Here is a 14,437-nt window from a genome sequence, read left to right on the forward strand (position 1 = left end):
GTTTCATTTTTCGAAACTGGAAAACCCAATATTTGTAATTGATTTATAAATAATATTCGCTCCGGGATAATCTCGAGACAAGCCTGGGGCATTAACCCTAGACCGTATCAGGATGTTGCATCAAATTCAACACAAGCCTGCGAGGTCTCACAAAAAGCAATCTTATGTTTTCAAAAGATATCTGCGTAACACTTGTTTTCATTTTATTATTCACCTCATTTCTTTGTGCACAAGAAAAAAAGGAGTATGTGATCCATACTATAGCGTTTTATAATCTCGAAAATCTCTTTGATCCCGAAGATGACCCTATAACTTTTGACGATGACAGAACTCCTAAAGGAAAAGATCATTGGACCTATAAACTGTATATACATAAGGTAAAAAATATGGCCCGAACAATCTCTGAAATAGGCAAAGGTTTAGCTATCAACTCTCCTGCTCTTTTAGGTGTTGCAGAAATAGAAAACAGAAAAGTGCTCGAAGATCTTGTTAATGACCCAAATCTAAGATCTAAAGATTATGGTATTGTGCATTTTGACTCACCGGATAGAAGAGGTATAGATGTGGCTTTACTCTATCAAAATACATTGTTTAAAGTGAAAAACTACAATAAGCATGAATTAATAATTTACGACAAAAATACTGATAAACGAGTGTTTACAAGAGATCAGTTGTTGGTGAGTGGTTATCTGGATGGGGATCTAATCTATATTATTGTAAATCATTGGCCATCAAGAAGAGGAGGAGAAGCTAGAAGTAGATATAAAAGAGAAAAAGCAGCAGCACTAAATAAAAAGATAATGGATTCTATATTCGCTACAGATCCATATGCAAAAATTATCACAATGGGAGATCTTAATGATAACCCTAATGACTCGAGTGTAAAAAAAATACTGAAAGCAAAACAACATAGAAAAAATATTGAAATAAAAGGGCTTTACAATCCTATGTCAAAATTGGCAGAAAAAGGGTTGGGATCTCTTGCATGGAGAGATCAATGGAGTTTGTTTGATCAAATTATTATTTCTAAAAGTTTTTTAGATACCGATTATTCTTCTTATCGGTATTATAAAGCTGGAGTATTTAATCCAGAATATTTGATTACACCAACAGGTAAGTATAAAGGATACCCTTTTCGCAGTTATGCTAATAATGCGTATACAGGAGGGTATAGTGATCATTTTCCGGTATACATATATCTTATTAAACAAAAAAGGTGATCAAAAATGATCACCTTTTTATCTGTTTTTTTATAAAGATGCTATCAAATTATTTACAATCTGAAAGTTCTACATATTTTTCAAAAGGAACACCTGTATCTCTAGGAGTTAATACTCCTTGACGAAATTCTTGTATAAATGCATTTCCGTTTTCTCCTCTACATACCCGTAGAGTAATATCATTATTAGTACAATTCAGGCAAGTTTGTCCTCCAAACTTACAATCTCCTAATATTTTTAATTGCTCTTCATACACTTTAATGGTTTCATCATCGGGAGCACAACCATTATTTAAAACTACTTCTATTGCTGTTTTATATGCAGTACAAGCTTCTGTAGAACCAATGTTTTGGCTATATACTACTGCGGCTTCTGATAAGTCGACATTAGCTTTAACACAATCTACATCATCATCGCTTCCACATGCTGCAAATCCCAGGGCAAGGATATAGGCAACGACATACACAAGTTTTTTCATTTCGATTCTTGATTTTTAGGTTAAGTGAGTTCAAAAATAAGAAAATTAAACTGGACTCGGCATACCCCCTTATAATCAAGTCTTGTTATTACCATAAAAATATGCAGTAGCAAGTAATTATTTTATCACTTCGATATCAATAGGTTTACCAATTTTTCAAACTAAATCACTTTTTTAAACCAAACATTCCTGGTTCGACCATTTGACATACGTAAACCATTAACTTTTCCTTCTTTATCCCTTTCTATTTCAATGATACCGATGGGCCAACCCCCAGAGAAGATATTGTTATATAACTGCTTGATTTTAATTTTTCCGTGCCTTATATGTTCACAATAAATATCGGATTCTTTCAGTAAAATTGAGTATGTGGTTTTTAATTCTGAACTGTAATAATCTCCAACAAGCGCAGTAAGATCATTGGTGTTCTGCTGTTGATTACTTTGAAGAAATTCAAAAATTCCAGGTGATCCATTTGAAAATGTTATAATCATTTGATGTGTACCGCCATCAAATTTAACAATAGGATTTTCGTATTGGCGTAGTAACATTTCGAAAGTATTCTTACCTATTGCAACCAAAGGCCATTCACTTGTTTCTGAACTTGAATATCGTAATGTATCATTTTTTACATAAACTTTGCGGCCAATTTTTTCTATATCACTCCAATAAATACCTTCAAACTGTTTCAGTTTTTTATTAGATAGTCTGATAAATTGGTTAGAAATCTGAGGTTTTTTAGTTATACTTTTTAACTGTGTTTTTTCATTACTTTCAAAAATAATCTTAGCAATCTTGTCAATCTTAGATCCAATATTACTTTTTGAAAAATTAGATAGAATTACGATTTGAAGTTGTTCTTCTGGATAAACTCTGGCAACCGCTCTAAACCCACCAACAGCTCCTCCGTGTTGAATCATTTTCTTTTCAAGATGGTTTTCTATTCGAACTCCAAAACCGTAATTAGTCTTATACCCATTGTTAAGCGGTGTAGTGGATAGTAGTTTATTAAAAGCTGTTACCCATTTTTCTCTAGGGTTTATAAAATTGTGTAGCCATAGGTTAATATTTTTTGTAGTTGAATGCATGTTTCCAGATCCAAAATATCCCCAACTTTCTATAGCTCGTTTAAACTCCTTCTGAGAATAGTATGATGTTGTATTATTTGCAACAACCCGGTCATATTGATCCTCTACATAGGTGTTTTTCATACCTAAGGGATCAAATATATTTTTCTTCATCCAATCATTGAATGATGATTTACTTTTTCTTTCAATAATTTGAGCTAAAAGTATATATCCTGTATTGCAGTACAAAAACTCTTCTCCAGGCTTAAAATTGAGTTCTTTCTGATTTTTAATAATTCTATAGAGATCTTCGTTTGTTTCTAAATCATTTCTTCTCCATCCGGCTAGCCCAAGTAAACCATGTAGATCTCTTAATCCGCTTGTATGATGTAGTAAATGACGAATGGTAATAGTTTCTCCAAAATCAGGAAGTTCTGGGAGGTGTTTTCTTACATCATCTTCAAAAGAGAGTTTATTTTGCTCTTCCAGCAATACTATCCCCATTGCTGTAAACTGTTTTGATATTGAACCTATATTGAAAAGAGTATTCGTTGAGTTAGTTACATTATACTCTATACTTGCTAAACCGTAGGCTTTTGAGAATATAGTTTTGTTATTCTTTACTACCATTATCGAACCCCCTGGGTGATTAGGAAAATTCCAGGAAGTAAACAGGCTATCTATTTTTTGAGTGTGCTGACCAAAACTATTAAAAACGGATAAGAATATGATAAACACGATGGAAGGATACTTTTTTATTTTCATAGAATTATAAATATTTTGTTCTGTAAGATGAGAAAGACAAAAATCAATAATTAAAGAAAGAAAGCTGAAGAAAACGACTTGCCAAAAACACGCCAAAAACCTGTCAATAGCCGTCAATATTCAAGAAAACTATATGATACTAAACTTTAAGTTAAAATAAAGCTTGTTTTTTTTATTTAGCTCGATACTGTTTCTTAAGATAATCAAAGCATTTGCAAGCATTAGAAGTAAGAGGAATGCTACTGCAATATCACGCCCTAATTCTCCTAAGTTGATAATGCTTCCGATTATGTATACCACAATCATTGCTACAGACCAAAGTATTTGAATAGTTATTATCTGTTTTGTTAATGCATTCAATTGTTTTTTGATAAGTGTTATTACTAAGGGTATAAGAAAACATACAACAGGAATAAAAACAACGATTAAAGAAGAAAGATTAATTATATTGATCAAGTTATAATTGGGTTCGACAGTGAGGTTGTCTTTATTAAGCAAATCTATTTCGTCTACATTCAGAGCCTTAGCCAGGGCTTTCAATGTATATCCTTTTGGGTCTATTCCAGACTCAATTCGTTGAATAGTTCGTACAGAGATTCCAGACTTTTTCGAAAGTTCTTGTTGCGTTAAATTAAGTTTCTCTCTATATGCTACTAACCTTGACATATCTATGATAGAAGATTTTTATACAACATGTAATTATTCTATAAAGGATATCATAATTTATTTTACCTCTTCGATATCTATAGGCTTACCAATATAGGCCAAAAAACTTCCTTCTTCTACTTGTTCTATTTCCTCACTAAACGAGGATATGATTCTAATATTTTTATGTGTGTCTTTTATAAACAGTGGAATAATATCTTTATCCTCTTTGGTTAACTCGATTAATGCTCTATACTGCTTTTTATCCTTGATTTTTATTTCCTGTATTCCCGGATATTTTTCGGCAAGTTCAATAAGTTTATAGTAATCATCGGTATGAGAAAATAATCCTTCATGAGGGGTTTTTTGGGGGTCTAACATTTCTTCAGAAGTAATTAGTCTAAAAGCTCCATGTTCCCCAAATTGATCTTTAAACTTATCAATCACGTATTTATTTATATCATTGTTACCGGTAAGCGCCATTAAATACCCAATATCGTTTAATTCGATATTGTCTTTAAGCTGATCACCATAAATATTGCCTTCGATCGCTTCTAGTCCAAGATCTTTGGCTTTATTGATGTTATCTCTATTACTATCTACCAAAACGACATGACGATTGTTATTTTTTATATACGCTGCAATCAATCTCGAAATTTTGGAAGCGCCAATAATCAAGATTCCCTCAGATTTTTTAAGAAAAACACCTACCAATTTGGCGAAAAGACGTGCTGTAGTAGCATTAAGTAAAACAGTCCCCAGTACAATCATAAACACCAGGGGTGTAATATACTCTGCTCCCGGAACTCCTTCTTTATATAGCTTTAATCCAAATAATGATGCAATACCTGCTGCTACAATACCTCTTGGTCCTACCCAGCTAATAAATAATTTTTCGTTGGTTTTAAGTCCAGAGTTAAGAGAACTTAAGAACACCCCTACCGGTCTTACTATAAAAACAACAATAACAAAAAGTAAAACAGCTTGCCAATTATAGATGAGCTGTAAATCCTCGATATTGATATTTGCTGCCAGAAGGATAAATAATATCGAAATCAAAAGTACACTTAGAGATTCTTTAAAATATAGAATTTCATCAATGTGAGGGAGGTTTATATTTCCTAATACCATACCCATAACTACTACAGAAAGTAATCCAGATTCGTGGGCAAAAGCATCAGATAACACAAAAACCCCTAATACCAATGCAAGAGTTACTACATTAAGCAGATAATGAGGGATAATTTTTTTCTTTAGAGAAAATGCCAATGCATGGGCAAATGTAAAACCAAATGTAAAACCAACAAGTATAATTTTTCCAAATTCGATTAAAGCCGTTAGTGTAAATTCTTCGCCACCACCTACTCTTATAAACTCAAATACCAAAACAGCTACCAAAGCACCGATAGGGTCAATCAAAATACCTTCCCATTTTAATACAGCAGATACGTCTTTTTTAAGAGGAATATTTCTTAAAATCGGGGTTATTACTGTAGGGCCAGTTACAATAATCAATGAAGAAAATAAGAACGAGATAGGCCAGCTTAGATCAAAAATATAGTGTGCTGCCAATCCTGCGCCAAAAAAAGTAACAATAACAGCAATCGTGATTAATTTTATAATCACCGGACCTACATTAAGAATTTCACTTCTTCTTAGGGTAAGGCCACCTTCAAAAAGAATAATACTTATCGCTAAAGAAACAAAATAAAATAAACTCTCACCAGGGAAAAGACCTTCTGTCCCGTTCCAGATGGGTTGTATCAATTTAGTGCCATCACTAGTAAATAAAGTAGCAAAAGGACCAACCAAAAGTCCTATAAGAATTAACGGTAAAATTGCGGGTATCTTAAATTTCCATGCTACCCATTGGGCCAAAATCCCTAATATAATTATTCCTGCAAGTTCTAACATGCTTTGTTCGTTAAATCAGATTAATGTGAGAAAGATCGGGATTTTTTTAAAAATAACAGAAATAAGTGCTATTTTCTGATTTTAAAAAATTAAGTTTATATTTTGCCACTTAAAATTATTACAAAATAAATCTTTGAACGAATTACCTAATCATAAATTTAATACTATCCTTATTGGTGTAGCTTTTTCTCCAAACCTTAAAAATAATATTTTTGAGGCTATGCGAATGGTCGATTTTTTTGATTCTAAAATGATCATTGTTCATGTAGGCGAAAAAACGAATGAGAAAGAAAATAATATAAAAAAGCTAATTTCAGGATTTTCTGACGATGGTGATGAAAAAGTAAATGTTATTTGGAAACAAGGGGATCCCGTTACAGTAATTATTGAAACAGCCAGAGAAAATAATGCTGATCTTATCATGCTTGGTGCTATCCCAAGAGAAGATTTCCTTAAATTTTATATTGGGTCAATTGCACGAAAAATTACCAGAAATGCACATTGTTCTGTTTTGTTGTTAATAAAACCATCAGAGGATTTACGACCTTGTAATCATATCGTAGTAAATGGTCTTAAAGATGAGAAAACCAGACAAACAATTCTTGATTCATTTGAAGTAGCCCAGAATCTTGGTGCACAAAAACTCACTATTGTAGAAGAGATTTCTCGTCAAGAAGTTAAGGTTGTTGTAGAAGATGATCAATCTTTGCTTAAAGACACATTAATAAAAGAGCAATTAGCACAAAAAGAAGATCTTAGAGTACAACATATCTTAAGCGATGTCCCTGAAGATCTTAAAACTGGTATTTTAATAAAAACACAATCTATATTTGGAAAAAGAGGATATTCTATTGGTCATTATGCGAAAGTAGTAGCTGCAGATCTTCTTATTATGAATGCTCCGAAAAGAACTACGTTTTTAGATCGTATTTTTCTTCATGATCTCGAGCATATTTTATCAGAATTACCAACAGATGTTTTAATTATGAGATAAATGAAGAAAACGAATAACGCTACATCTGGTTTTTTATCTCAACTGCCTAAGAATATTTTTTCGGGTTTTGTGGTTTCACTAATAGCATTACCATTGGGATTAGGATTGGCTTTAGCTTCTGAAGCTCCTCCTATCTCTGGAGTAATTGCTTCTGTTGTTGGGGGGATTATTGTAAGCATTTTTGGAGGATCTAAAGTTACAATTACAGGTCCAGGTAATGGATTGGTTGTTGTTTTATTAGGGGCTATCACAACACTTGCTAATGGTGATCTTTATCAAGGTTATATTTTTACGTTAGCTGCCATTATATGCTCTGGAGCATTAATGATCATTATTGGGCAATTGCGATTAGGGATTCTGAGTGACTTTTTTCCTTCTTCGGCAATTCAGGGAATGCTTGCTGCTATAGGAATAAGTATTTTTGCAAAACAGTTTCATGTTATGCTTGCTAATACAAGTATTAAAGGAGATACTATTTCCTTGTTAACAGATATTCCTCATAGTATTTCGTTACTATTTAAACCTGAATATAGTGCCATTGCTATTGCTGCATTAGTTGGAGTTTTGAGCTTATTGATTATGTTTTTTTATGGTAAAATCAGGAATAAATATTTTCAATTGGTACCAGCCCCCATGTGGATCGTTCTTATTGCTGTTGGTTTAAGTTATTATTACGAATTCTTTTCGAGTGCTCCTTACCCTATAGATGACTCCTTATTAGTACAAATACCCAATGATGTTTTTTCAAACTTCCCTACTCCAGATTTTTCATTAATTCTTGACTTTAAATTTATAGGAGTAGTTATTGCAATAACTTTAATTTCGAGTATTGAATCTCTATTAAGTATTAAGGCTGTAGATAAGTTGGACCCTTTAAAAAGAAGGTCAAATATAAACAAAGATCTTACTGCATTAGGTATTGCATCGATTGTTAGTGGTTTTTTAGGAGGGCTTAATGTAGTTACTGTAATCGCCCGTAGTTCTGTAAATGTTAATAACGGAGGTACTAACCGAACTTCTAATTTCTTTCACTCTGTGTTCTTAATCTTATTTGTAGTTTTATTTCAAGATCAACTTAAAAGAATTCCACTAACGGCACTGGCGGCTATTTTGGTGTATACAGGATATAAGCTGGCAGCTCCCAGAAACTTAAAAATTGTTGCCAAAATTGGTAAAGAACAACTTATTATTTTCTTTGCCACAATTATAGCAACGATAACAACAAACTTAATCACAGGAATCCTTATCGGAATCCTAACAACGATTATTATACATTTTATCCTTAATAAAAGTGTACTCTTTTTTATCAGAAATCTTTTTAAACCTAATGTGCTTATGTTTAAAGAAGGTTTCAATGACACTTATTTTGTTAGTGTAAAGAGTTTTTCAAGCTTTCTTAATTATTCTCGATTAAAAAGAAAATTAGATACAATTCCTGAGAATCAGGATACTATAATAGATTTTTCTCTTTGTGATTTTGTAGATTATACTGTACAGGAGAGTTTATTAGGATATCAGGAAACTTTTAAGAGAAAAGGAGGATCTTTTGAGATTACAGGACTAGATATTCATGGTACTTCTTCAGAACACCCCTTAGCCATAAGAAGTTTGATTCCTTTTTCTAAAAAAATTAAAATAGGAGCAAAATCGAATCTTACCAAAAGACAAAAAGATTTACAAAATATTGCAAATGACTTTTCCTGGCAATATGACCCTAAAAAAGGTCATGATGTCTCTGGTTTGCATGATTTTGTGTTCTTTAAAACTAAAAAAATCAATTATCTAAATAATTCTATTTATGACTCAAAGTCTATTTTTAGAATTTCTGATACCGAATTTTCTGAAGGTGAATTTATTGCCCGTACTTTGGTGAGAACCACGATCATGACTATAAAACTAAAAACTGAAGTTCCTAAATTTACTTTAGACAAAGAGGGGTTACTTGAGTTTATATATAAGTTCTCAGGATTTAAAGATATTTTAATTTCTGGCCATCCTGATTTTTCTAAACGGTTCTTCCTTTTAGGAGAAAAACCCGAAAAAATTAAGTTGTTCTTTACTGATGAATTAGTGCTGTTTTTAGAGAGTAATCCATATTATCATATTGAATGTAATGGTAGCTCTTTGTTGGTGATGAGAAAAGAACGTTTGGCTAGTATTAAAGAGATCAAAGCTTTATTAGATTACGGAACTCGCTTAGAAAAAGTGATATCAAGTATACAATATGATGAATTATTGTTAAAAAGTCCAAAAATTAAATCTTGATCCCTGCCATTTTTTCTATTTTGCAAAGATTTTTAATTAGTACCAAAATAAGCCATTGGATCAGATATATAGAAAATGTCTTAAAAACATTTTTGACCCCAGAAAATAATTTGTGCTTTAGACGTGTAGATCTAAATAACTTTTGGCGACAATCATATTAATTAAAGACAGAATTAAAAATAAACAAATGAATCTACATCCCATAAAAGCAGGAAATTTTAAACTTGATGGAGGCGCTATGTTTGGAGTGGTTCCAAAAGTTTTATGGAACAAAACCAATCCTGCTGATGAAAAAAACCTAATTGATATTGCAGCAAGATGCTTACTAATTGAAGAAGGAGATAGGTTAATTCTTATTGACTCCGGAATGGGAGATAAGCAGTCCGAAAAATTTTTCAGTCATTATTCACTTTGGGGAAATGATAGCTTAGACACCTCTTTAAAAGCAAAAGGATTTCACAGAGATGATGTTACCGATGTTTTTATTACTCATCTTCACTTTGATCATTGTGGAGGTGTAGTGCAATGGAATAAAGCCCGAACAGGATATGAATTAGCTTTTAAAAATGCTCGAATATGGAGCAATGAAGAACATTGGCAATGGGCCACACAGCCTAATGCTCGAGAAAAAGCTTCTTTTTTAAGTGAAAATATCATGCCGATACAAGAAAGTGGTCAATTAAATTTTATTTCCAGATCAGGTACATCGTTCCAAAAAAACACTGAATTAGGTTTTGGCGTACTATTTGTTAATGGACATACTGAAAAACAAATGATTCCGCATATAGAATATAAAGGTAAAACGATTGTGTTTATGGCAGATCTTCTGCCTACAGCTGGTCATGTTCCTTTACCATATGTAATGGGTTATGATACTAGGCCTTTATTAACCTTGGATGAAAAAAAACTGTTTCTTGATAATGCCGCTACTAATGGATGGTATTTATTCTTGCAACATGATGCCCATAATGAAATAATAACAGTACAACACACCCAAAAGGGGGTGCGATTAAAAGAAGTCTTTACTTGTCATGAAATATTTAATTAAAATAAAAGATCAAATGATTCCCTCATCTAATAAAATTATTGCCACCATTGCCTCATCTATGATTTTGGTAAGCTGTGGTGCTCCAACCATTGTTTCTACACCTATAGAGAACATTGATACAATTCCTTTAAAAAATATAGATCTTACCGATGCTCAACTTAAAGGTTGGAATTCGTTTGATTTGGTTTCTGATACCATTCCCGGAATGAGTGTAAATAAAGCCTATAATACTCTTATTAAAAACAAAAAGGGTAAGACTGTTATTGTTGGTGTTATCGATAGTGGGGTAGATATTGAGCATGAGGATCTGGATGGCGTGATCTGGACAAATCCAAAAGAGGTTAAAGGGAATGGAAAAGATGACGATAACAACGGTTATATTGATGATATTCATGGGTGGAATTTTTTAGGGGATTCTGAAGATGAAAATCTTGAATATGTGAGAATCATAAAAAAGTTTAAACCAAAATATGCTGGTAAAACTCTTGCTTCTGTACCCGAAAATGATCGAGGTGAATACCAAAATTATATTGCAGCCAAAGCAGAATTCGAAAAAGAATATCAGGAAAACTCTGCTCAAAAAGTACAATACGAACAAATTCTTCAGCAATCTAACGTTTCGCACAAAGCAATTACAGACGCACTAGGAAAAGAAGACTATTCTCGAGACGAACTTTTAAAAGTAGAAGCAAAGACTCAAGAGATGCAACAACATGTCGCTTTTCTTGCTCAAATGTTTGGGTTTATGGATCCGGGCGATACGATACCAGACTTTATCAAAAACCTTAAAGAAGGTGTTGATCATTTCACAGATCAGTTAAATTATAACTTAAATCCCGAATTTGATGGTAGAACTGTAGTAGGTGATAACGTAGATGATATCACAGATGTCAAATATGGGAACAATAATGTTATGGGGCCTGATCCAAAAAAAGAAGGTATAAAACATGGGACTCACGTTGCTGGTATAATCGCTGCAGAGAGAAATAATGGAAAAGGAATGAATGGTATAGCACAAAATGTAAAAATAATGGCAGTTAGAGCAGTTCCTAATGGAGACGAATACGATAAAGATATTGCACTTGCAATACGATATGTTGTAGATAATGGGGCCAAAGTGATTAATACTAGTTTTGGTAAGTACTACAGTACACATCCAGAATGGGTTAGAGAAGCTATTACTTATGCAGCCTCAAAAGATGTATTGATTGTAAATGCAGCAGGAAACGAAGGAACAGATTTAGATAAAAAAGCAGTATACCCTAATGATCAAACTAGTAATGGTTCTGAAATTGCTGATAATTTTATTACCATTGGTGCTTTAAATTATGCATATGGCTCTAATTTGGTAGCAGATTTCTCTAATTACGGTAAAAACAATGTTGATGCATTTGCTCCTGGAGTTAAAATATGGTCAACAACACCTAATAATTCTTACGAATATCTGCAAGGAACTTCTATGGCAGCTCCAGCTGTAGCAGGAGTTGCTGCGTTAATTAGATCATATTACCCTAATTTAAAAGCTCCTCAGGTAAAAAAGATACTTATGGATAGTGGATTAAGCACTAAATCCTCTGTAGTTATTGGTGGAGAGCAAACTAATGTAGGAAGCTTTTCTGGGTTATCTAAATCGGGTAAAATGGTTAATTTGTATAATGCCCTTATTATGGCAGATAAATTGTCTAAATAATTCATTTATTATGTTTAAAAAAATTGGTTTTGGCTTTTTAGTTGGTGTTTTTTGCGTTACAGCACAAAACAATACTTCGTATTGGCAACAACAGGTAGATTATACGATGAATGTGGATATGAATGTTGAAAATTTTCAATATGAAGGGACACAAGAACTCGTCTATTCTAATAATTCTCCTGATACGTTATATCAAGTGTTTTATCACTTATATTTTAATGCATTTCAACCAGGAAGTGAAATGGACATACGTTCTCGCAATCTTCCTGATCCTGATCCCAGGGTTGGAAACAGAATAAGTAAACTTACTCCCGAAGAAATTGGGTATTTAAAGGTTTCTTCTTTAACACAAAACGGAAAACCATTAACATATAAAACTGCAGGGACTGTTTTAGAAGTATCACTAGATAAACCTATTGCACCAGGAGAAAAGGTTACTTTTTCTATGAAATTTAACGGTCAGGTACCTGTACAAATACGCCGTTCAGGAAGAAATAACAAAGAAGGTATTGCATTATCAATGACACAGTGGTACCCAAAAATTGCAGAATATGACTTTGAAGGGTGGCATGCAGCTCCTTATATCGCAAGAGAGTTTCACGGAGTATGGGGTGATTTTGATGTAACCATAACTATTGATAAAGATTATATTTTGGGTGGTACAGGATATTTGCAAAACCCACAAGAAATAGGGTATGGATATGAAGAGCCTGGTACAAAAGTAAGTAGAAAAGGTAAGAAGCTTTCATGGCACTTTAAAGCTCCCAATGTACATGATTTTGCATGGGTTGCAGATCCAGAATATTTGCACGACACTGTAAAGATGACCAATGGTCCTACGCTTCATTTCTTGTATAAAAATAAGAAAGAAATTATAGAAAACTGGAAAGATCTACAGCCCAAAACTGTAGAGTTGATGAAGTATTTTAGCGAAAAGATAGGAAAATACCCATATGATCAATATTCTGTATTACAAGGTGGTGATGGTGGTATGGAATATGCCATGTCGACTCTAATCACAGGAGAAAGAAATTTTGGTAGCCTTGTTGGCGTTACAGCACACGAAATGGCACATTCATGGTTTCAACATATTCTGGCTAATAACGAATCTAAACATGAGTGGATGGATGAAGGATTTACCAGCTATATTTCTACCCTGGCGATGAATGATGTAATGAAACAGAATAATCCTAATTCACTAAGAGGGATGTACCAGGGATATTATCAATTAGCTACTTCTGGTATAGAACAACCACAGACCACTCAAGCAGATCACTATTCGCATAATGCTGCATATGGAGCTTCTGCTTATACGAAGGGAGCTGTTTTTCTCTCACAATTAGGATATATTATTGGAGAAGATAATCTTGCAAAAACGATTAAAAGATATTTTGATGAATGGAAATTTAAGCACCCTACACCTAATGATTTTAAAAGGGTAGCAGAAAAAGTGTCTGGAATACAATTAGATTGGTATCTAACAGATTGGACGCAAACGACAAATACAATAGATTACGGAATTAAAGATGTCGTTGAAGATAATGACACTACCAAAATCACTTTAGAACGTATCGGATTAATGCCAATGCCTATTGATCTTTATGTAGAATATAAAGATAGCACTATAGAGTCATTTTATATCCCTTTAAGAGTGATGCGTAATGAAAAGGAAAACCCAATCCCATCAATGAAAAGAACTATATTACCTGATTGGCCTTGGACAAACCCAACGTATTCTTTAGATCTTTCTAAACCAAAATCTGAAATAAAATCGATTGGAATCGATATTACAAATACTATGGCTGATATAAACCCTAAAAATAATAGTTTTTCAGAATAATTGTTATTAACAAGAATAAATCACATAGACTAAAGTCTTATTAAAAACCGGTTTTAGTACCGGTTTTTTTATTGCTTCTATAAAAAATCTATTCACTACATTTAATGCCAATGAATGCTACTTTTAATAAAAAAGAAAGATTAAAAAGCAAAAAGGAAATAGAATTACTTTTTTCTGAAGGAAAATCTATATCCAAATATCCCGTTAGATTAGTATATAAAAAATTAAATTTTGAAGAGAGTATTAAAATTAGGGCTGGCGTATCGGTTAGCAAACGTAACTTTAAAAAAGCAGTAGATCGTAATTGTATAAAGCGTTTAATGCGTGAAAGTTATAGAAAAAATAAGTATATTGTACCCAACACTACTCATCAATTCACTTTTATGTTTTTATTTTCGGGTAAAGAAATGCCCGAATATTCGTTAATAGAATCTAAAATAAAAGGAATATTACAAAAATTTGTCGAACAAGAAATAAAATCAAAATAACAACATCACATGTTTACTTGATT

Annotated in this window: 11 protein-coding genes; 7 read left to right on the forward strand and 4 right to left on the reverse strand. The window is 32.7% G+C overall.

Translation table 11 applies throughout. From position 1 onward, the window contains the following. Positions 1-164: 164 nt before the first annotated feature. The gene (locus DK441_RS11485) at positions 165-1,220 is read left to right on the forward strand and encodes an endonuclease (protein ID WP_109098853.1); all 1,056 of its coding nucleotides are present in this window, start codon (positions 165-167) and stop codon (positions 1,218-1,220) included. Positions 1,221-1,269: 49 nt separating this feature from the next. Here the strand turns inward: DK441_RS11485 and DK441_RS11490 are convergent, their stop codons facing one another. From DK441_RS11490 to DK441_RS11505, 4 genes are all read right to left on the reverse strand, one after another. Next, positions 1,270-1,698 (reverse strand): hypothetical protein, encoded by a 429-nt coding sequence (locus DK441_RS11490; protein ID WP_109098854.1) that lies wholly within the window; start codon positions 1,696-1,698, stop codon positions 1,270-1,272. A gap of 161 nt (positions 1,699-1,859) precedes the next feature. Next, on the reverse strand, positions 1,860-3,530 hold the full coding sequence (locus DK441_RS11495) for a serine hydrolase (RefSeq protein ID WP_109098855.1): 1,671 nt from the start codon (positions 3,528-3,530) through the stop codon (positions 1,860-1,862). 129 nt (positions 3,531-3,659) lie between these two features. Then, positions 3,660-4,196, reverse strand: a complete 537-nt coding sequence (locus DK441_RS11500; RefSeq protein WP_109098856.1) for a helix-turn-helix domain-containing protein — start codon at positions 4,194-4,196, stop codon at positions 3,660-3,662. 57 nt (positions 4,197-4,253) lie between these two features. Continuing rightward, positions 4,254-6,089, reverse strand: coding sequence for a sodium:proton antiporter (locus DK441_RS11505; protein WP_109098857.1), 1,836 nt, complete (start codon positions 6,087-6,089; stop codon positions 4,254-4,256). 133 nt (positions 6,090-6,222) lie between these two features. Between DK441_RS11505 and DK441_RS11510 the strand changes: the two genes are divergently transcribed. The 6 genes from DK441_RS11510 (at position 6,223) to rnpA (ending at position 14,414) form a co-directional block, all read left to right on the forward strand. Then, positions 6,223-7,083, forward strand: coding sequence for a universal stress protein (locus tag DK441_RS11510; RefSeq protein ID WP_235015753.1), 861 nt, complete (start codon positions 6,223-6,225; stop codon positions 7,081-7,083). Continuing rightward, entirely contained in the window at positions 7,084-9,348 is a 2,265-nt protein-coding gene (locus tag DK441_RS11515; protein ID WP_109098858.1) for a SulP family inorganic anion transporter, read from the forward strand. Between the two features lie 187 nt (positions 9,349-9,535). Further along, positions 9,536-10,396, forward strand: a complete 861-nt coding sequence (locus DK441_RS11520; protein WP_109098859.1) for an MBL fold metallo-hydrolase — start codon at positions 9,536-9,538, stop codon at positions 10,394-10,396. Continuing rightward, positions 10,380-12,086: a S8 family peptidase gene (locus tag DK441_RS11525; RefSeq protein WP_109098860.1), complete on the forward strand. Its 1,707-nt coding sequence runs from the start codon at positions 10,380-10,382 to the stop codon at positions 12,084-12,086. Before DK441_RS11520 ends, DK441_RS11525 begins: the two co-directional genes overlap by 17 nt. A 10-nt stretch (positions 12,087-12,096) precedes the next feature. Continuing rightward, positions 12,097-13,926, forward strand: a complete 1,830-nt coding sequence (locus DK441_RS11530; RefSeq protein WP_109098894.1) for a M1 family metallopeptidase — start codon at positions 12,097-12,099, stop codon at positions 13,924-13,926. Between the two features lie 110 nt (positions 13,927-14,036). Next, complete coding sequence (gene rnpA / locus DK441_RS11535; RefSeq protein ID WP_109098895.1) at positions 14,037-14,414, forward strand: ribonuclease P protein component; 378 nt, start codon at positions 14,037-14,039, stop codon at positions 14,412-14,414. Positions 14,415-14,437: the final 23 nt, after the last annotated feature.

Origin of the sequence: Aquimarina sp. AU58 (genome assembly GCF_900312745.1) — a bacterium.
Taxonomy (GTDB): Bacteria; Bacteroidota; Bacteroidia; order Flavobacteriales; family Flavobacteriaceae; genus Aquimarina; species Aquimarina spinulae.